This window comes from Streptomyces sp. NPDC050315 (assembly GCF_040655775.1).
Classification (GTDB): domain Bacteria; phylum Actinomycetota; class Actinomycetes; order Streptomycetales; family Streptomycetaceae; genus Streptomyces.
The window spans coordinates 593,701-610,683 of the sequence record NZ_JBFAKN010000002.1 but is presented as its reverse complement, the minus strand read 5'-3'; the positions used below and the strand labels follow the sequence as shown (position 1 = coordinate 610,683).

18 protein-coding genes and 1 tRNA gene are annotated in these 16,983 nt (G+C 72.3%); 11 read left to right on the top strand and 8 right to left on the bottom strand.

All coding sequences use genetic code 11. The features are described 5' to 3' along the window. Positions 1-36: 36 nt before the first annotated feature. The 5 genes from AB0I82_RS09730 (at position 37) to AB0I82_RS09710 (ending at position 3,923) form a co-directional block, all read left to right on the top strand. A complete protein-coding gene (locus AB0I82_RS09730) occupies positions 37-495 on the top strand; it encodes a peroxiredoxin (protein ID WP_030249107.1) in 459 nt (152 codons plus the stop codon). 152 nt (positions 496-647) lie between these two features. Continuing rightward, positions 648-1,223 (top strand): TerD family protein, encoded by a 576-nt coding sequence (locus tag AB0I82_RS09725; protein ID WP_363256597.1) that lies wholly within the window; start codon positions 648-650, stop codon positions 1,221-1,223. Between the two features lie 98 nt (positions 1,224-1,321). Then, a complete protein-coding gene (locus tag AB0I82_RS09720) occupies positions 1,322-1,897 on the top strand; it encodes a TerD family protein (protein WP_363256596.1) in 576 nt (191 codons plus the stop codon). Between the two features lie 53 nt (positions 1,898-1,950). Further along, positions 1,951-3,084, top strand: coding sequence for a DUF475 domain-containing protein (locus AB0I82_RS09715; RefSeq protein WP_363256595.1), 1,134 nt, complete (start codon positions 1,951-1,953; stop codon positions 3,082-3,084). 104 nt (positions 3,085-3,188) lie between these two features. Further along, positions 3,189-3,923, top strand: a complete 735-nt coding sequence (locus AB0I82_RS09710; RefSeq protein WP_363256594.1) for a Tellurium resistance — start codon at positions 3,189-3,191, stop codon at positions 3,921-3,923. A 40-nt stretch (positions 3,924-3,963) separates the two neighbouring features. Here the strand turns inward: AB0I82_RS09710 and AB0I82_RS09705 are convergent, their stop codons facing one another. Then, positions 3,964-5,067, bottom strand: a complete 1,104-nt coding sequence (locus AB0I82_RS09705; protein ID WP_363256593.1) for a TerD family protein — start codon at positions 5,065-5,067, stop codon at positions 3,964-3,966. Between the two features lie 229 nt (positions 5,068-5,296). Between AB0I82_RS09705 and AB0I82_RS09700 the strand changes: the two genes are divergently transcribed. The 3 genes from AB0I82_RS09700 to AB0I82_RS09690 are packed head-to-tail and all read left to right on the top strand — an operon-like array spanning position 5,297 to position 9,754. Next, a complete protein-coding gene (locus AB0I82_RS09700; protein WP_363256592.1) occupies positions 5,297-6,475 on the top strand; it encodes an HpcH/HpaI aldolase/citrate lyase family protein in 1,179 nt (392 codons plus the stop codon). Then, positions 6,468-8,915 (top strand): phosphoribosyltransferase, encoded by a 2,448-nt coding sequence (locus AB0I82_RS09695; RefSeq protein WP_363256591.1) that lies wholly within the window; start codon positions 6,468-6,470, stop codon positions 8,913-8,915. Before AB0I82_RS09700 ends, AB0I82_RS09695 begins: the two co-directional genes overlap by 8 nt. A gap of 11 nt (positions 8,916-8,926) precedes the next feature. Then, positions 8,927-9,754 carry an HAD family hydrolase gene (locus AB0I82_RS09690; protein ID WP_363256590.1) on the top strand — a complete coding sequence of 276 codons (828 nt, stop codon included), beginning with the start codon at positions 8,927-8,929 and terminating at the stop codon, positions 9,752-9,754. A gap of 26 nt (positions 9,755-9,780) precedes the next feature. Here the strand turns inward: AB0I82_RS09690 and AB0I82_RS09685 are convergent, their stop codons facing one another. The 6 genes from AB0I82_RS09685 to AB0I82_RS09660 all read right to left on the bottom strand — a co-directional run bounded on the left by AB0I82_RS09685 (position 9,781) and on the right by AB0I82_RS09660 (position 14,080). Next, positions 9,781-9,993, bottom strand: a complete 213-nt coding sequence (locus AB0I82_RS09685) for a zinc ribbon domain-containing protein (protein WP_030618155.1) — start codon at positions 9,991-9,993, stop codon at positions 9,781-9,783. A gap of 53 nt (positions 9,994-10,046) precedes the next feature. Continuing rightward, complete coding sequence (locus AB0I82_RS09680; protein ID WP_363256589.1) at positions 10,047-11,021, bottom strand: sugar kinase; 975 nt, start codon at positions 11,019-11,021, stop codon at positions 10,047-10,049. Further along, on the bottom strand, positions 11,018-11,656 hold the full coding sequence (locus AB0I82_RS09675; protein WP_363256588.1) for a bifunctional 4-hydroxy-2-oxoglutarate aldolase/2-dehydro-3-deoxy-phosphogluconate aldolase: 639 nt from the start codon (positions 11,654-11,656) through the stop codon (positions 11,018-11,020). Before AB0I82_RS09675 ends, AB0I82_RS09680 begins: the two co-directional genes overlap by 4 nt. A gap of 103 nt (positions 11,657-11,759) precedes the next feature. Further along, entirely contained in the window at positions 11,760-12,944 is a 1,185-nt protein-coding gene (gene dgoD / locus AB0I82_RS09670) for a galactonate dehydratase (RefSeq protein ID WP_363256587.1), read from the bottom strand. Positions 12,945-12,979: 35 nt separating this feature from the next. Next, positions 12,980-13,615 (bottom strand): DUF4383 domain-containing protein, encoded by a 636-nt coding sequence (locus AB0I82_RS09665; protein ID WP_363256586.1) that lies wholly within the window; start codon positions 13,613-13,615, stop codon positions 12,980-12,982. Between the two features lie 114 nt (positions 13,616-13,729). Further along, the gene (locus AB0I82_RS09660; RefSeq protein WP_363256585.1) at positions 13,730-14,080 is read right to left on the bottom strand and encodes a helix-turn-helix domain-containing protein; all 351 of its coding nucleotides are present in this window, start codon (positions 14,078-14,080) and stop codon (positions 13,730-13,732) included. 137 nt (positions 14,081-14,217) lie between these two features. Between AB0I82_RS09660 and AB0I82_RS09655 the strand changes: the two genes are divergently transcribed. Next, positions 14,218-14,610 (top strand): ANTAR domain-containing protein, encoded by a 393-nt coding sequence (locus tag AB0I82_RS09655; RefSeq protein ID WP_363256584.1) that lies wholly within the window; start codon positions 14,218-14,220, stop codon positions 14,608-14,610. Between the two features lie 28 nt (positions 14,611-14,638). On the opposite strand, the gene AB0I82_RS09650 is transcribed toward AB0I82_RS09655, so the two are convergent. Then, positions 14,639-15,898 (bottom strand): hypothetical protein, encoded by a 1,260-nt coding sequence (locus AB0I82_RS09650; protein WP_363256582.1) that lies wholly within the window; start codon positions 15,896-15,898, stop codon positions 14,639-14,641. Between the two features lie 233 nt (positions 15,899-16,131). On the opposite strand from AB0I82_RS09650, the gene AB0I82_RS09645 reads away from it, so the two are divergent. Further along, positions 16,132-16,206: transfer RNA gene (locus tag AB0I82_RS09645), tRNA-Val, on the top strand. A 121-nt stretch (positions 16,207-16,327) separates the two neighbouring features. Beyond that, complete coding sequence (locus AB0I82_RS09640; RefSeq protein ID WP_363256581.1) at positions 16,328-16,981, top strand: chemotaxis protein CheB; 654 nt, start codon at positions 16,328-16,330, stop codon at positions 16,979-16,981. Positions 16,982-16,983: the final 2 nt, after the last annotated feature.

Genomic DNA, 16,983 nt, shown 5'->3' with positions numbered 1-16,983 from the left:
GGTATCTGTCCAGCATCTGCGAAGGGAAACAGACCCATGGCGATCGAGGTCGGCGCGAAGGCTCCGGAGTTCGAGCTGAAGAACCAGCACGGGGAGACCGTCAAGCTCTCCGACTTCCGCGGCGAGAAGAACGTCGTGCTGCTCTTCTACCCCTTTGCCTTCACCGGCGTGTGCACCGGCGAGCTGTGCGCCCTGCGCGACGAGCTGCCCACGTTCGTCAACGACGACGTGCAGCTGCTCGCCGTTTCGAATGACTCCCCGTTCTCGCTGCGCGTCTTCGCCGAGCAGGAGGGCCTGGAGTACCCGCTGCTGTCGGACTTCTGGCCGCACGGCGAGGTGTCCCGCGCCTACGGCGTCTTCGACGAGGAGAAGGGCTGCGCCGTGCGCGGCACCTTCATCATCGACAAGGAGGGCGTGGTCCGCTGGACGGTCGTCAACGGCCTGCCCGACGCGCGTGACCTGAACGAGTACGCCAAGGCGCTCGGCGCCCTCTGAGGCGGCCCGCTCCGCACCGGCAGCTGCTGATTCGACACCCCTCCGAGTCGACAACACGTCATCGGCGGGAACCGGTCACTAGGATCAATTCGTTGTTCTGATGCCATGCACGACGGGGGCGAATGCGTACCCCTCGAACTATGGGAGGACTCGTGGGAGTCAGCCTCAGCAAGGGCGGCAACGTCTCGCTGACGAAGGAAGCCCCCAATCTGACCGCGGTCATCGTCGGTCTGGGCTGGGACGCGCGTACCACCACCGGTACCGACTTCGACCTCGACGCCAGCGCGCTGCTGGCCAACGACCAGGGCAAGGTCGGGAATGACGGGAACTTCGTGTTCTTCAACAACCTGAAGAGCCCGGACGGGTCGGTCGAGCACACCGGGGACAACATCACCGGTGAGGGCGAGGGCGACGACGAGCAGATCAAGGTGAATCTGGCCGGTGTGCCGGCCGACGTCGCCAAGATCGTGTTCCCGGTGTCGATCTACGACGCCGAGACCCGGCAGCAGAGCTTCGGCCAGGTGCGCAACGCCTTCATCCGCGTGGTGAACCAGGCCGACGGCACGGAGCTGGCGCGCTACGACCTGAGCGAGGACGCCTCGACGGAGACCGCCATGGTCTTCGGCGAGCTGTACCGCAACGGCGCGGAGTGGAAGTTCCGGGCCATCGGCCAGGGTTACGCCTCCGGCCTGCGCGGCATCGCGCAGGACTTCGGCGTGAACGTCTGACCGAGGACGCACCTGCCCGGCGCCGTACGCCCCCTGGGGAGTGCGGCGCCGGGCGCGCTTGAGAGCAGAGCACCGACACCGGGGAGGAAGCGAAGAACATGAGCGTCACACTCGCCAAGGGGGGCAACGTCTCCCTCTCGAAGGCCGCTCCCAATCTCACGCAGATCATGGTCGGCCTCGGCTGGGACGCGCGGTCCACGACCGGCGCGCCGTTCGACCTGGACGCCAGCGCCCTGCTGTGCACGAGCGGCCGGGTGCTCGGGGACGAGTACTTCATCTTCTACAACAACCTCAAGAGCCCGGAGGGCTCCGTCGAGCACACCGGGGACAACCTCACCGGTGAGGGCGAGGGCGACGACGAGTCGCTGCTCGTGGATCTCTCCAAGGTCCCGGCCCAAGTGGAAAAGATCGTCTTCCCGGTCTCCATCCACGACGCCGATGCGCGCGGCCAGAGCTTCGGGCAGGTCAGCAACGCCTTCATCCGGGTGGTGAACCAGGCCGACGGCACCGAGCTGGCGCGCTACGACCTCAGCGAGGACGCCTCCACGGAGACCGCAATGATCTTCGGTGAGGTTTACCGATACGGCGGGGAGTGGAAGTTCAGGGCAGTCGGGCAGGGGTACGCGTCGGGCCTGCGCGGCATCGCTCTAGACTTCGGGGTCAACGTTTCGTAAAGCGCCGTCCGCCCGTGCGCGGGGGACCCCAACAACAAGGGATTGGGTAGGAAGTGCTCCTGAAAACCTTTGGCTGGTCATTCGCCGTCACGGTGGCGGGCTTGGCCTTGGCCGGCGTCCTCTGGGGGTGGCGGGGGCTCGCGATTGTCGGGATCCTCTCGATCCTGGAGATCTCGCTCTCGTTCGACAACGCCGTCATCAATGCGGGCATCCTGCGGAAGATGAATGCCTTCTGGCAGAAGATCTTCCTGACCATCGGCATCCTGATCGCCGTGTTCGGCATGCGGCTGGTCTTCCCGGTCGTCATCGTGGCCGTCACGGCCAAGCTGGGCCCGATCGAGGCCGTCAACCTCGCCATCAACGACAAGGCGCAGTACGAGCATCTCGTCACGGCCGCTCACCCGGCCATCGCGTCCTTCGGCGGCATGTTCCTGCTCATGATCTTCCTCGACTTCATCTTCGAGGAGCGGGAGCACAAGTGGCTGACCTGGCTGGAGAAGCCGCTGGCCAAGCTCGGCAAGCTGGAGACCCTCTCGATCATCATCGCGCTGGTCGTGCTGCTGGTCACCGCCATGACCGTGGCCACCAACGCGGCGCACGGCGCCGGTGACAAGAGCGCCACGGTGCTGCTCTCCGGTGTCGCGGGCCTGCTCACGTACCTCCTCGTCGGCGGCATCTCCGGCTACTTCGAGGACAAGCTGGAGGACGCCGAAGACGAGGCGGCGGAGGGCGAGGAGAGCGCGCCCGCCAAGAAGAACGGAAACGGTTCGGCCGTCGGCCTGGCCGGCAAGGCCGCGTTCTTCATGTTCCTCTACCTTGAGGTCATCGACGCGTCCTTCTCCTTCGACGGCGTCATCGGCGCCTTCGCCATCACCAACGACATCTTCGAGATGGCGCTGGGTCTGGGCATCGGCGCGATGTACATCCGGTCGCTGACCGTCTTCCTCGTCAACAGGGGCACCCTGGACGAGTACGTCTACCTGGAGCACGGCGCGCACTACGCCATCGGCGCGCTGGCGGTGCTCCTCCTCGTCACCATCAAGTACGAGATCAACGAGGTCATCACCGGCGGGATCGGCGTCCTCCTCATCGCACTCTCCTTCTGGTCCTCGTTGCGCAAGAACAAGGCCGAAGGAAGGCCGAGCGCGGGATCTTCCTCGAAACCCGAGGTCAGCTCGGGGGTGTGACCCCGGGCTGATTGAGGAACGCTCTCTGCGGGGCGGCCACGAGGCAGAATGCCTCCGGCCGCCCCGCGGCTGTATCTGAGTGCTGATCTATGGGGTGGGGCGAAGTGTCGTTCTTGGGGAACTGGCGTCGCGGCGGAGCGCCGCAGTTCGACAACGGCGGGGCGTCGTACGTCGTCAAACTGACCAAACGCGATCCCGTGGTCTCGCTGACCAAACAGGGCGCGGCCAGCGGTAACCTCCGGGTCAACCTCTCCTGGCAGATGCGCACCACGGACTTCGCGGAGTACGCGAACAAGCGGCAGAGCCTGTGGCGGCACCCGGGCCGGATCTTCAAGCCCGAAGTGGTGCAGGCGCAGGGGCCGGCGGTCGTGAAGATCGACCTCGACCTGGCGTGCATGTACGAGCTCAAGGACGGCACGAAGGGCGTCGTGCAGCCGCTGGGGAACTTCCTCGGTGAGATCAACAGCCCGCCGTACGTCCAGCTCAGCGGCGACGACCGGTTCGGCTCGGGGTCGGGCGAGACGCTCTACATCAACCTCGACCACCAGGACGAGTTCAAGCGCCTGCTGATCTTCGTCTACATCTACGACGGCACGCCCGCCTTCGACCGCACGCACGCCATCATCACGCTCTACCCGAGCAGCGGGCCGCGCGTGGAGATCGGGCTCGACGAGCGGGCGCCACAGGCCCGTTCGTGCGCGGTCTTCATGCTGGAGAACGTCAAGGGCGAGCTGACCGTGCGCCGCGAGGTGAAGTACGTCTACGGCTTCCAGGCCGAGCTGGACCGGCTGTACGGCTGGGGCCTGCAGTGGGGGCGCGGCTACAAGAGCCAGGTGTGAGGGCCGGGCGTGGCTGCAAGAGCCCGGCCCTCCTGGATGCTCAGCGGCGCTGGAACTGGGGCCCCTGCGGCGGCAGTACCAGCGGCCCGTTGTCCGGCGGCACCGGCCCGGTGGGCGCTCCGTCGGGCGCGGGCGGCGGGTAGCCGTAGCCGGTGGCCGCGGTCTGCGGCTGCGGATAGCCGTACGCGGGCTGCGGTTGGCCGGGGCCCGGCTGCGGGCCCGGGTAGCCGTAGGCGGGCCCGGGGGACTGCTCGGGCGGCGGTCCCGGATATCCGTACGCGGGCGGGCCGGGCGGCATGGGCGGCAGCGGGGGCACGTTCTCCGGGTAGCCGTAGCCGCCCGGGCCGGGCGCCGGAGCGCCGGTGGGCTGCGTCGGCGGCGCGAACGCCGCGGCGACGGGCTCGGTGACCCCGGCGGCCGGTTCGGGGAACGGCACCGGGTCCGGCACGGCACGCGTGACGTCCTCGGAGCCGGCCGGCGGCGGCCCGGGCACCGCCTGGGTCGCCGCGTCGGGGCCCGGCACGGCGCCGTGCGCCACCGTCGCCCCGTCGGCCCCCTGTGCGGCGCCCAACGGCTGCGCGGCGTCGTCCGCCGCGTCCTCGCCGTCGTCCACCGAGATCCCGAACTCCGTCGCCAGCCCCACCAGGCCGCTGTCGTACCCCTGGCCCAGCGCGCGGAACTTCCAGGCGTCCGCCCGCCGGTACAGCTCTCCGCAGATCAGTGCGGTCTCGTCGCCGGTCTCCGGCTCCACCTCGAACACCGCCAGTGGTTCCCCGTCGCTCCCGGTCGCGTCGTACAGCACCACTCGTAGATCCGGCACCTGCCCGAAGGGGCCGTCGTCCGCCGAAGCGGCCACCACGACCCGGTCCACCGACGGGTCCAGCGCCGCGAGATCCGCCTCGACGGTGTCGGTCAGCGCGTCGGACAGCCGCTTCTTGGGGAGATGACGCACCGCTCCGCTGGGGTGCCGCGGCTGGTTGTAGAACACGAAGTCCGCGTCCGAGCGCACCCGTCCGTCGGCGCCCAGCAGCAGTGCGGAGGCGTCCACGTCGGGCACTCCCGTGCCCGGCGTCCAGCGGAGGACGGCGCGTACGGCAGTGGCGTCCAGGGGTACGTTCGACCCCTTCTGCATGGCGTGCGTCATGACGTCATCCTGCCTGCTGAGCGGGGTGCCGGACAACGCGGGGGCGCGCACGGCCGGTCTCCGACCGCGTGCGTGGCCCCCTCCGGCCGGGCGCGCGACACGTGAATTTCACCTGCGCGGGAACTTTCCCTAGGGGTCCACACGTACGATTACCGACCGGATCCAGACACCGGAAGCCGGGGAAATCACCGCAGGGGTGGCCGAATCCCGCCCGCACTCGGGGAGTTGTATGCGTCATTTCGGACACCTGCCGCCCGGCCTCCGTGCGACGCTGTTCCACCAGGAGCCCGCGGAGTTCAGTGCCGACTCCCCGCAGCGGCTGCTCGCCGTCGCGCTCGGCGCCACCCTCTACAGCCCCGCGACCAGGCCACAGCTGGCCGCCGACGTGCTCAAGCAGGCCGCGCGCGGCGTCGTGTCGATGGTGCTGTGCCTGGAGGACTCCATCGGTGACGGCGATGTGGCGGCCGGCGAGGAGAATCTCGTACGGCAGTTCAGCGAGCTGGCCGAAATGACCGCCAAGGACCCGGAAAGTCCGCTTCCTCTTCTCTTCGTCCGCGTCCGCACCCCCGACCAGATACCGGACCTGACCCGGCGGCTCGGCCCGGCCGTCCGGCTGCTCTCCGGATTCGTGCTGCCGAAGTTCACGGCGCTGCGCGGCGTGCCGTTCCTGGAGGCCCTCACCACTGCCGAAGCGGCCTGCGGGCGGCGGCTGTTCGCGATGCCGGTGCTGGAGTCGCCCGAGCTGCTCCACCTGGAGAGCCGCACGGAGACCCTGCAGGGCATCGCCCGCACCGTCGACGCCTACCGCGACCGCGTCCTCGCGCTGCGCCTCGGCGTCACGGACTTCTGCTCCGCGTACGGGCTGCGCCGCGCGCCGGACATGACCGCGTACGACGTACGGATCGTCGCATCCGTGATCGCCGATGTGGTCAACGTCCTGGGCCGCGCCGACGGCAGCGGCTTCACCGTCACGGGGCCGGTCTGGGAGTACTTCCGGCTGCACGAGCGGATGTTCAAGCCGCAGCTGCGGCAGAGCCCCTTCCGGGGCCGCGCCGAGGAGCTGCGCACCTCCCTCATCGAGCACGCCATGGACGGCCTGCTGCGCGAGATCGAGCTGGACCGGGCGAACGGCCTGCAGGGCAAGACCTGCATCCACCCCTCGCACGTCCCCCCGGTGCACGCCCTGTCGGTCGTCAGCCACGAGGAGTTCAGCGACGCGGCCGACATCCTGCGCCCCGAGCGCGACGGCGGCGGCGTGCTGCGCTCCGCGTACACGAACAAGATGAACGAGGTGAAGCCGCACCGCGCCTGGGCGGAGCGCACGCTGCTGCGCGCCGAGGTCTTCGGCGTCGCGCGCGAGGGCGTCAGCTTCGTGGAACTGCTGGCGGCGAGCGTGCCGCATGCGTGAGAAAGGGATCAACGGCGTGGTGTGGACCGGAGAGTGGGTCGCGGAGCGGCTCGGAGTCGAACTGAACGGCGCGGCCGAGCTGCCCGGCCTGCTGGGGCTCGCGCTGCGGCGCAACCCCAAGCGGGCCCATCTGCTGGTGTCGAACGTGCTGGGCAAGCATGTCCCGCAGCGCCCCGCGGTGGTGTACGACGCGGGGCACGGCCTCGGCCGGCGGGTGCGGGAGCTGCTCGGCGACGCGGCCGCCGCGCGGGCCGTGGTCCTCGGATACGCCGAGACCGCGACCGGGCTCGGGCACAGCGTGGCAGACGGCGTGGGGCTCGCCCCGTATGTGCACTCCACCCGGCGCCCGGTGGCCGGCGTCGAGCAGGCGGGCGGCTTCGAGGAGGAGCACAGCCACGCCACCTCGCACCTGCTGCTGCCCGAGGACCGGGACCTGCTGGCCGGTGCGGGGCCGCTGGTCCTCGTCGACGACGAGTTCTCCACCGGCCGTACGGTCCTCAACACCATCGCCGCCCTGCACGCGCGCTACCCGCGCGAGCGCTATGTGATCGTCGCGCTGGTCGACATGCGGTCACCGGCGGACCGGGCCCGGCTGGAGAAGTTCGCGGCCGAGCTGGGCGCGCGGGTGGACCTCGTCGCGCTCGCCGCGGGCACGGTCGGGCTCCCGGACGGCGTACTGGAGCGGGGCCAGGAGCTGGTGGCCCAGCATGAGACGGCGTACGAGACGGTGCCCGCGCCCCGGCACGCCCCGGGCGCGGAGACCGTGCGGGTCGACCTCGGCTGGCCCGCGGGGCTGCCGGACGGCGGCCGGCACGGCTTCACCCCGGAGCACCGCGCCCGGCTGGAGGCCGCGTTGCCGGCCATGGCGGCCCGCATCGCGTCCGCACTGGGCGAGCGCGGGCTCCGTAAGGACGCCCGCGTCCTCGTCCTCGGCACCGAAGAGCTGATGTACGCGCCGCTGCGGCTGGCCTGCGCGCTCGACGAGGCGCTGCCCGCGGAGGTCCGGTTCTCCACCACGACGCGCTCCCCGGTGCTCGCCGTGGACGATCCCGGCTACGCGATCCGTACGAAGCTCGCCTTCCCGGCGCACGACCGCCCGGCGGACGGCCCGGGGGAGCGGTACGCGTACAACGTCGCGCCCGGCACGGACCCCGGCCGCCGCTTCGACGCGGTCGTCGCGCTGGTCGACTCGGCCGGCGACACCCCCGAACTGCACGCGCCGGGCGGCCTGTTGACGTCCCTCGCCGCGCACACGGACCAGGTTCTGCTCGGCGTCGTCCCCGCGTACAGACCGGGCGCCGGACCGCTGCGCGGCCCCGCCTTCGGCTCCTACGCCCCCGAGGACGTCGGCTGGCTGCTGCAGGACCTCTCCGACGTCACCCTCGAAGCCCCCACCGAGGAGCGCGAGGAGGCGATCCAGCGCGGCGGCGCGCACTACGCCGAATCGCTGCCGGTGGAGTACCAGCCCAGCGAGGAGTACCAGGCGCTCTTCCGGGCCGCGCTGGAGAGCTCGGCGGCGCGCATCGCGCGGGCCGTCGGCGCCGTCACCGAAACGGTCCTCGCCGAGCGGTCACCCCGCCCGGTGCTGGTCTCCCTCGCCCGCGCCGGCACCCCCGTCGGCATCCTGATGCGCCGTTGGGCACAGCACGCACACGGCCTGGACCTGCCGCACTACGCCGTATCGATCGTCCGCGGCCGCGGCATCGACGCCACCGCACTGCGCTGGCTCGCAGCGCACCACGACCCGGCCGACGTGGTCTTCGTCGACGGCTGGACCGGCAAGGGCGCGATCACCCGCGAACTGGCGCAGGCGCTCCGGGACTTCCCCGGCGCGGCCTTCGACCCGCGCATCGCGGTGCTCGCCGACCCCGGCGGCTGCGTGGACACCTACGGCACCCGCGACGACTTCCTCATCCCCTCCGCCTGCCTGAACTCCACGGTGTCCGGCCTGATATCCCGTACGGTGCTCCGCGCCGACCTGGTGGGCCCGGACGACTTCCACGGCGCGAAGTTCTACCGCGAGCTGGCGGACACGGATGTCTCGCGGCACTTCCTCGACACCGTCGCGGCCCGCTTCGACGAGGTCGCGGCGGAAGCGCGCGCCGACGCCGCCGCGCTGCTCGCCGCCGACCGCGCGCCCACCTGGGAGGGCTGGGCAGCGGTGGAGCGGATCAGCGAGGAGTACGGCATCCACGACGTGAACCTCGTGAAGCCGGGCGTCGGCGAGACCACTCGCGTCCTGCTGCGCCGCGTGCCCTGGAAGATCCTCGCGCGCAAGGGCGCGGGCGCGGACCTCGAACACATCCGGCTGCTGGCGGAGCAGCGCGGGGTGCCGGTGGAGGAGACCGACGGCCTGCCGTACAGCTGCGTCGGGCTGATCCACCCGCGCTACACCCGCGGGGCGACCGGCGCCGACGGCAGGGCGGTGGCGGCCAAGTGACCGGATCGCCGATGCCCACGCTGATCGCCAGCGATCTCGACCGCACGCTCATCTACTCCGCCGCCGCGCTCGGCCTGACGATGCCCGACGCGCAGGCGCCGCGCCTGCTCTGCGTCGAGGTGTACGACCACAAGCCGCTGTCGTACCTGACCGAGACCGCGGCCGCGCTGCTCGCCACCCTGGCGACAGCGCGCGGCGCCCGCTTCGTCCCGGCCACCACCCGCACCCGCGAGCAGTACGCCCGTATCCATCTCCCGGGCCCCGTCCCGGAGTTCGCGGTCTGCGCGAACGGCGGCCATCTGCTGGTCAACGGGGAGTCCGACCGGGACTGGCAGCGGACGGTGGCCGCCCGGCTGGCCGCCGAGTGCGCCCCGCTCGACGAGGTACGGGCGCACCTCCTGCGCACCGCGGACCCGTCCTGGCTGCTGAAGGAACGTACCGCCGAGGACCTCTTCGCGTACCTGGTCGTCGACCGGGCACAGCTGCCGGAGACCTGGGTGAAGGACCTCGCGGGCTGGGCGGAGGGGCGCGGCTGGACCGTCTCCCTCCAGGGCCGCAAGGTCTACGCCGTGCCGAAGCCGCTCACGAAGAGCGCGGCGGTCCGCGAGGCCGCCCGCCGTGCGGGCGCCGACCGGATCCTCGCGGCCGGCGACTCGCTCCTCGACGCGGACCTGCTGCTCGCGGCGGACCGCGGCTGGCGCCCGGGCCACGGCGAACTGGCGGACGCGGGGTGGACGGCCCCGCACGTCACGGCGCTGGAGGAGCGTGGCGCGGCGGCGGGGGAGGAGATCGTACGGGCGTTCCTGGCGGAGACGGCGGACGTGGGCGCTCAGCCGTAAAGCGGACGTGGGGAGCCGCCGGCGGGTCAGCCGCAGCAGCCGCCCCCGCAGCAGCCGCCGCCCCCGCCCCCGCTCGGGGCGGGCGCCGCCGCCGTACCGCCGACCGCGACGGCCGACAGCAGCTTCACCGTGTCGGCGTGGCCCTCGGGGCAGGGCGCGGGCGCGGCGGACTCGGCCATCGGGCGGCTGACCTCGAAGGTCGTCTCGCAGGAGCGGCAGCGGTACTCGTATCGGGGCATGGCCCAAAGAATACGACGCGCGGCCGGGCGGCGGCCCGCCCGCGCACAGGCGCTCAGCGCACGACCGTGCCCGGCGCCGCGCCCAGCATGCCCAGCTCGGCGCGGGTCGGGGCGCCCTCCCAGTCACCGGGCGAGGCGACCGCGAACGCGCCCGTGGTGACCGCGCGCTCCAGCCGCCCGGCCACCGGCTCGCCGTCCAGCAGGGCCGAGAGGTACCCGGCCACGAAGGCGTCGCCCGCGCCGACCGCGTCCACCGCCCGTACGGCCTTCGCGGGCGCGTGCAGCGGCCCGTCGGCGGTGTATGCCGTGGCTCCTGCGGCGCCGAGCTTGACCACCACCTCTCCGACGCCGGCCTTCAGAAGCAGCGCGGCCTGCGCCTCCAGAGACGCCGCGCTGTCCGGCAGGCACAGCGGCAGCTCGTCCTCCGAGGCGATCAGTACGTCCACGGACGGCACCCAGGCGCTCAGCACCTCGGCCGCCGCCTCCGCGCTCCACAGCCGGGACCGGAAGTTCACGTCGAGGCAGACCGTGCTGCCGTGCGCGCGGGCCAGCCGCAGGGCCCGTTCAGCCGCACCACGCGCCTCGGGGCCCAGCGCGGGGGTGATGCCGGTGAGGTGCAGTACGCGCGGCGGCGCGGCTGCGAACGCCCGCTCCACGGCGTCCGCGCGCAGCCGCGAACCGGCCGAGCCCGCCCGGTAGTAGTGCACCCGCGTCACCTCGGGCAGCCGCGGCTCGAACATGAGCAGCCCGGTCGGCGCACCGCTGTCGTCCGTCGACGCGCCCGAAACGTCCACGCCCTCGGCCCGCAGCGTCCGCAGCACGAGCTGCCCCGCCTCGTCGTCGCCGACCGCGCCCGCCCAGCGCACCCGGTGCCCGAGCCGGGCCAGCCCGATGGCCACGTTGCTCTCGGCGCCCGCGACGGACACCTGCATCGTGCCGCCCAGCTTCAGCGGCCCGCTGCCGCGCAGCGCGACCATGGTCTCGCCGAGGGTCAGCACCTGCGGCCCGGCCGCGTCCGTACCGCTCACGCCAGCCCCTCCGCGCCCTCGGCGCAGACCTCCAGGAAGTCGGCGGCGCGGCGGCGCAGACCGTCCAGGTCGCCGCCGTCCGCCGCGTCCCCGATGAGCGGCGAGCCGACGCCCACCGCCACCGCGCCCGCGGCCAGGTACGCGCGGGCCGCCGCCGCGTCCACGCCGCCCACCGGCACGAACGGCAGCTCCGGGAAGGGCGCCCGCAGCGCCTTGAGGTACGCCGGGCCGCCGAACGATGCGGGGAAGAGCTTCAGCGCCGTCGCGCCCGCCGCCTCGGCCGCGATCACCTCGGTCGGCGTCAGCACCCCGGCCGCCACCGGCAGCCCGCGGCGCACGCACTCGTCCACGCCGGCGCCCAGGCCCGGCGTGACCGCCAGGTTCGCGCCGGCCTCGACGGCCCGCTCGACGTCCTCAGCGGTGGTGACCGTGCCCGCGCCCAGCCACGCGTCCGGCCCCAGCTCCTGCCGGGCCCGCCGGATGACGCCGAGCGCGTCCGTACCGCTGAGCGAGACCTCGACGAGCCGCACGCCCTCCTCGGCGAGCGTCATGACCGTACGGAAGGAGGCCTCGGGGTCCTTGCCGCGGATGATGGCGACGAGCCGTCCGGCCCGGAGCGCTGCGCTGAAGTCCATGGTTCTCCCGGTGGGTGCGGCGTGGGCGGTACTGCCGCCCATTCTGGATCACCCGGTGCCTCGCCGACGGACGCGGGCCCCTGACCTGGCCCGACAGCCTGTCTCACCACTCCGCGAACGACCCGTCCGCGTACCGCCACACAGGGTTCCGCCAGGCGTGCCCGCTGCGGTCCGCGGCCCGGACGGCCGCCTCGTCGACGTCCACGCCCAGCCCCGGCCGCTCCGTACGCAGCAGGCAGCCGTCCTCGAAGCGGAACGGCTCCGGGTCGACGACGTAGTCCAGCAGCTCGGTGCCGCGCCGCCCGTCCGCCGCCCGGTGGTAGTGGATGCCGATGCTCTGCTCCTGGATGAGGAAGTTCGGGGTGGTGAACGCGAGCTGCAGGCTGGCCGCCAGCGCGACCGGGCCCAGCGGGCAGTGCGGCGCGAGCTGCGCCCCGTACGTCTCCGCCAGCGCCGCGATCCGCCGCAGCTCCGAGATCCCGCCCGCGTGCGACACGTCCGGCTGCACGATCGCCACCCCGGCCCGCAGCGGCTCCAGGAACTCCCGCCGCGCGTACAGCCGCTCGCCGAGCGCGATCGGGATGCCGGACCCGGCCGCGTTCACCAGCCCGGCGAGCGTCCCCTCATTGGCGTACTCGGCGAGCACCGGCTCCTCCACGAACATCGGCGCGTACTCGGCGAGCAGCGGCAGCAGCCGGCGCGCGTTCGCGGGCGAGACCCGGCCGTGGAAGTCCAGCCCGAAGTCCCGCTCGTCCCCCAGCACCTCGCGCGCGGCCTCGGCCCGCCGCAGGCACTCCCGTACCTCGGCCCGGGTCGCGACCGGCGTCAGCCGCCCGCAGCCGTTCATCTTCACGGCCGTGAAACCGGCCGCCACCTGCGCCGATACCGCGTCCCGCACCTCGGCCGGCTCGTCCCCGCCGACCCACGCGTACGCCCGTACCCGCTCCCGTACCGCGCCGCCCAGCAGCTCGTAAACGGGCACGCCGTACGTCTTCCCCTTGATGTCCCACAGTGCCTGGTCCAGCCCGGCGACGGCCGAGGACAGCACCGGGCCGCCCCGGTAGAAGCCGCCCTTGGTCAGCACCTGCCAGTGGTCCTCGATGCGGGAGGCCTCCCGCCCGACCAGGTACTCGGCGAGCACGCCGACCGCCGCGCGCACCGGCTCCGCGCGCCCCTCGACCACCGGCTCGCCCCACCCGACGACGCCGTCCTCGGTCTCGACGCGCACGAAGAGCCACCGGGGTGGCGCCAGAAACGTCTCGACCCGCGCAATCCGCCCCGCACCCAACGATGTCCTCCTCCGGCCGGCCCGCTACGACCCCGTCATGCTCCCTTTCCGCGCCGCGCTCCGCCACGGTGCAGCGCGTCGTCGTGCGACGCCTTGCGCAGCAGCGCGGCCTGCTGCGGGTTGAGCCGGGAGGTACGGCGCATCGCCTCCGGGTGCCGGGCGAGCCAGTACGGGTTGTTGTGCGGCAGGCCGCCGCTGACCCGGCCGTACATGCCGAAGACCAGCAGCATCAGCCCGACCACAAAGCTGAACAGGACGTTCTGGAGGCGGAAGGCGAGGTAGTTGAAGCCGGTCTCCAGGATCGCCAGGTTGACGAAGCCGCTCAGCAGGAAGGCGAGGCCGAGCACGGTGTTGAGGGTGGAGGCGAAGTTTCCGCCGATCACCATCCCCACGAAGAGCAGCAGGCCGATGAGGATGGACAGCACGCTGAGCGCGCCGTTGGTGTTCAGGCCCGCGACCGTGTCGCCGCCGGTGTCGAAGAAGCCGATCCGGTCGATCAGGCCGAGGATGCCGAAGGCGAGGAGCACCAGTCCCATCAGCCCGGCGCCGACCCGGTAGACCGTACTGAGCCGGTGGTCGACGGGGAGGTGCTCGTCGAGCTTGGTGTGCCGCCGGGGAGCGTGCCGCCGCGGGGTGTGGGAGGACCCGTGAAGGGCGTGGCCAGCAGTCATGTCCGGCCTCCTTTGCACAGAGTGACCGCCAGGGGCCGTACCGCCGTACCTCCCTCCAGCTTCCGCCCCGGCGCGGCCGGACGCCATCCCACGACAGCAAGCAGGCGGTGCGGATCAGGCCGGTGCGCGGCGCCGGCTGCCCTCGTCGGGGGACGGGGAGCGGTGGGCTTCGTCCTGGACGAGCAGGGAGAGCAGTGCGGCCACGGTCAGCCCGGATTCGGCCGGGTGCCGCAGTACTTTGCTGGGATCGATCCGGTAGGTGTTGGAGCGTCCCTCCCGGGTGTGGGAGAGGTAACCGTCCTGCTCCAGGTCGGCAATGATCTTCTGTACGGCTCGTTCGGTCAGTCGGCAGTGGGCGGCGATGTCACGGATGCGGGCGCTGCGGTTGTCGGCGATGGCTGCCAGCACCCGCGCATGGTTGGTGACAAACGTCCATCCGGCGTGTGGCTCGGGCACTCCATCCATCCCCCAACCGTAGCGACCAAACATGCGTGTATTCAAAAACACGCACTGCATTTCATGTATTAGTTGACGTGTATGAGCGGGGAAGGCAGCCTGGGACCGCAGACGGACAGCAGACACACGAGGGAGAGGGAGAGGCCATGCCGGAGCCTGGGCACAGTGGGCAGCCCCTTCCCGGTGAGGGGCCCGAAGCCCACCAGGTGAGCCCGCCCGAGGACACCGAGCAGGAGCTGCGCACTCTGGTCGCGCAGCTGCGGCGGGCGATGCAGACCCGGCCGACCATCGACCTGGCCCGCGGCATCCTCATGGCCTCCTTCGGGCTGAGCCCCGAGGCGGCCTGGGACGTCCTGGTGGCGGCCTCGCAGAACACCAACACCAAGCTGCACCGCCTGGCCGGGGACCTGGTGGGCACCACCCAGGGCAGCACGCTGTCCGACGCGGTGCACCATCAGCTCAGGGTCGCGGTCGCCAAGGCCCACACACCGCCGCCCAGCCCCTCGGCCCCGTGCAGCACCGCCCCGGAACCCCAGTGAAGGGAACGGCCCAGGGCGTGGGTGTGTCCTAGCTCCCGCCGCCCCGCTCCTCGCGGATCGCCTGGACCACCCGCGCCGCCGTCTCCCGTACCGCGTCCGTCTCGGTCAGGAAGTGCCACCAGTCCGGGTGTCGGCTGCCTTCCAGCCCGGCCTCGGCGCGCTCCAGCCGGGCCACCGCCTCGTCCAGCGGACGTGCGTGCCGCGGATCGGGCGTGCTGCGGCCGGCCATCGCCAGCCGCTGCGCGTCCCGGATCGCGAACCGCGTCCGCTCGACCTCCCGCTTCCGGTCGAAGGACACCTCGTCCAGCCGCCGCAGCCGGTCCCCGGCCGCCGACACCGCCTCGTCCGTCGTGTTCAGCAGCGCCCGTACGGTGGCGAGCAGAGCCGTCGCGTCCGCCCACCGCTGCTCGTCCCGCGCGCGCTGCGCCTCCCGCAGCCTGTCCTCCGCCTGCCGTACGGCGTCCGCCGCCTGCTGCGGCACCTGCTGCAGGTCCTGCCAGCACGCCGCGCTGTACCGCCGCCGCAGCTCGCTCAGTACCGGATCGACGTTCCCCGCGCGCGTCGTGATCGCCTGCGCCCGGGTCCGCAGCGACACCAGCCGTTTGCCGATGTCGGCGGCCTTCTCCGGCAGCCGCTCCGCCTCCGTACGGATGGCCTCGGCCCGGCGCAGCACGTCATCGGCGCGCTGGATCGTCTCCTGTACGCCGTGCTGCCCGGCCCCTTGGTTCAGCTTGGTCAGCTCGGGTGAGAGCGCCGCCAGCCGGGCCGCGAGATCATCGGCCTTCAGGCCGTCCGCGCGCACCGCGTCCAGCGCCCGGGTCGCCGCCAGCAGCGCCTGCCGGGCCCGCTCCACCGCCGGCGCCAGCCGCGCGAGCTGCGTCTCCGCGGTCTGCAGCAGCGGCCCGAGGCTCTGCGCGAACCGCTCCAGCTCCTTGCCGACCGCCGTCAGCTCGTCCTTCGCCCGGGCCAGATCGGCGCGCGCCCGGGAGGCCGTGGCACCGTCGAGATCGTCCCGGTCCAGATCATGGGCGTCCACGGCCGCGATGTAGGTGTGACTGACCTCGTCGATCCGCCGCCCCAGCTGCGCGTACCCCTCGGCGGCCCGCCGCGCGCCCGGCGAATCGTCCACCGCCGTGATCGTCTCGATCGAGATCCGCAGGTCCCGCTGCGCGGTGTCCAGCTCGTAGAACGCGGCCGCCGCGGCGTCCTTCGCCGCCTGCGCCTCCGCCCGCTGACTCTCCCCGCGCCCGAACCACCGTCTCGTACCGCCACCGGCGAACGCCATCATCCCCCCACCGACTGCCGTCGCGGCCGGCGCGGGCACCGACGACGTGCTCGCTGCTCGTACGGCCGCGTGTGTGTCGCCGTCACAACCCTCTCCCGCTCGCGTCGCCCCAGGCCCGAAGCCATTCTCCCACCCAGTACGGACGAACACACCGGCCGGTAGGTTCAGCATCCGGACCGAGAGCCCCACCGGTTTGCGAACCATCCCCGCAGGCAAGGTAGTCTGTCGGTTCATCCGGGCGCATAGCTCAGCGGTAGAGCGCTGCTCTTACAAAGCAGATGTCACAGGTTCAAATCCTGTTGTGCCCACCAGCGCGAAGACCCCTCGTCGATCTTGACGGGGGGTCTTCGGCGTTCCGGGGCTTCCATGATCGGCGTGCGAACAGGCGGCGTTCGCGTGCTTGTGTTCGGTAGCGGGCATTACGCTGATGCTGTGTTCGGTACTGCGCAGAGGAGCGTCGCCGCCTTCGACGTGGTCTGTCTGGCCGCGTCGCTGGGTGGCGTGAGCGCCTATCGCAAGGTCCTCGCGTCGCTGCCCGAGACCTTCCCCGCCGCGGTGGTGCTGGTGCAGCACCGGCCGGTGCGGTCGGAGGACTCCCTGGTCAAGGTGCTGGCCTACCGGTCGGCACTACCGGTGCGGCTGCTGAGCGACACGGACCGGCTCTCGCCCGGCGTCGTGCATGTGGTGCCGGCGGGGCGCATGGCCACCTTCACACCCTCGGGCGGCGTGTCGCTGTCCGCCGCCGACGGGCACCGGACGGCGGACCCGACCTTCACCGCGGCCGCCGCCGCGTTCGGGCCGCGGGTGCTGGCCGCGGTGCTGACGGGGCGGATGGAGGACGGGGCGCTGGGGGTGCGGCACATCCGGGGCGCCGGGGGCCGGGTGCTCGCCCAGGACGCCGGAACGGCGGAAGCCTTCGGCATGCCCAGCGCGGCCATCGCCACCGGCTGCGTAGACTTCGTACTTCCCCTTCCAGTACTGGCGCACGCGCTGGTCAGCCTGGTCATGGTGCCGGGTGCCGCGGGCCTGATGCGGGTCTCGCTGCCGCCCTGGGCGGCGGTGATTCCGCCGGCGGTCGCCACCTGACC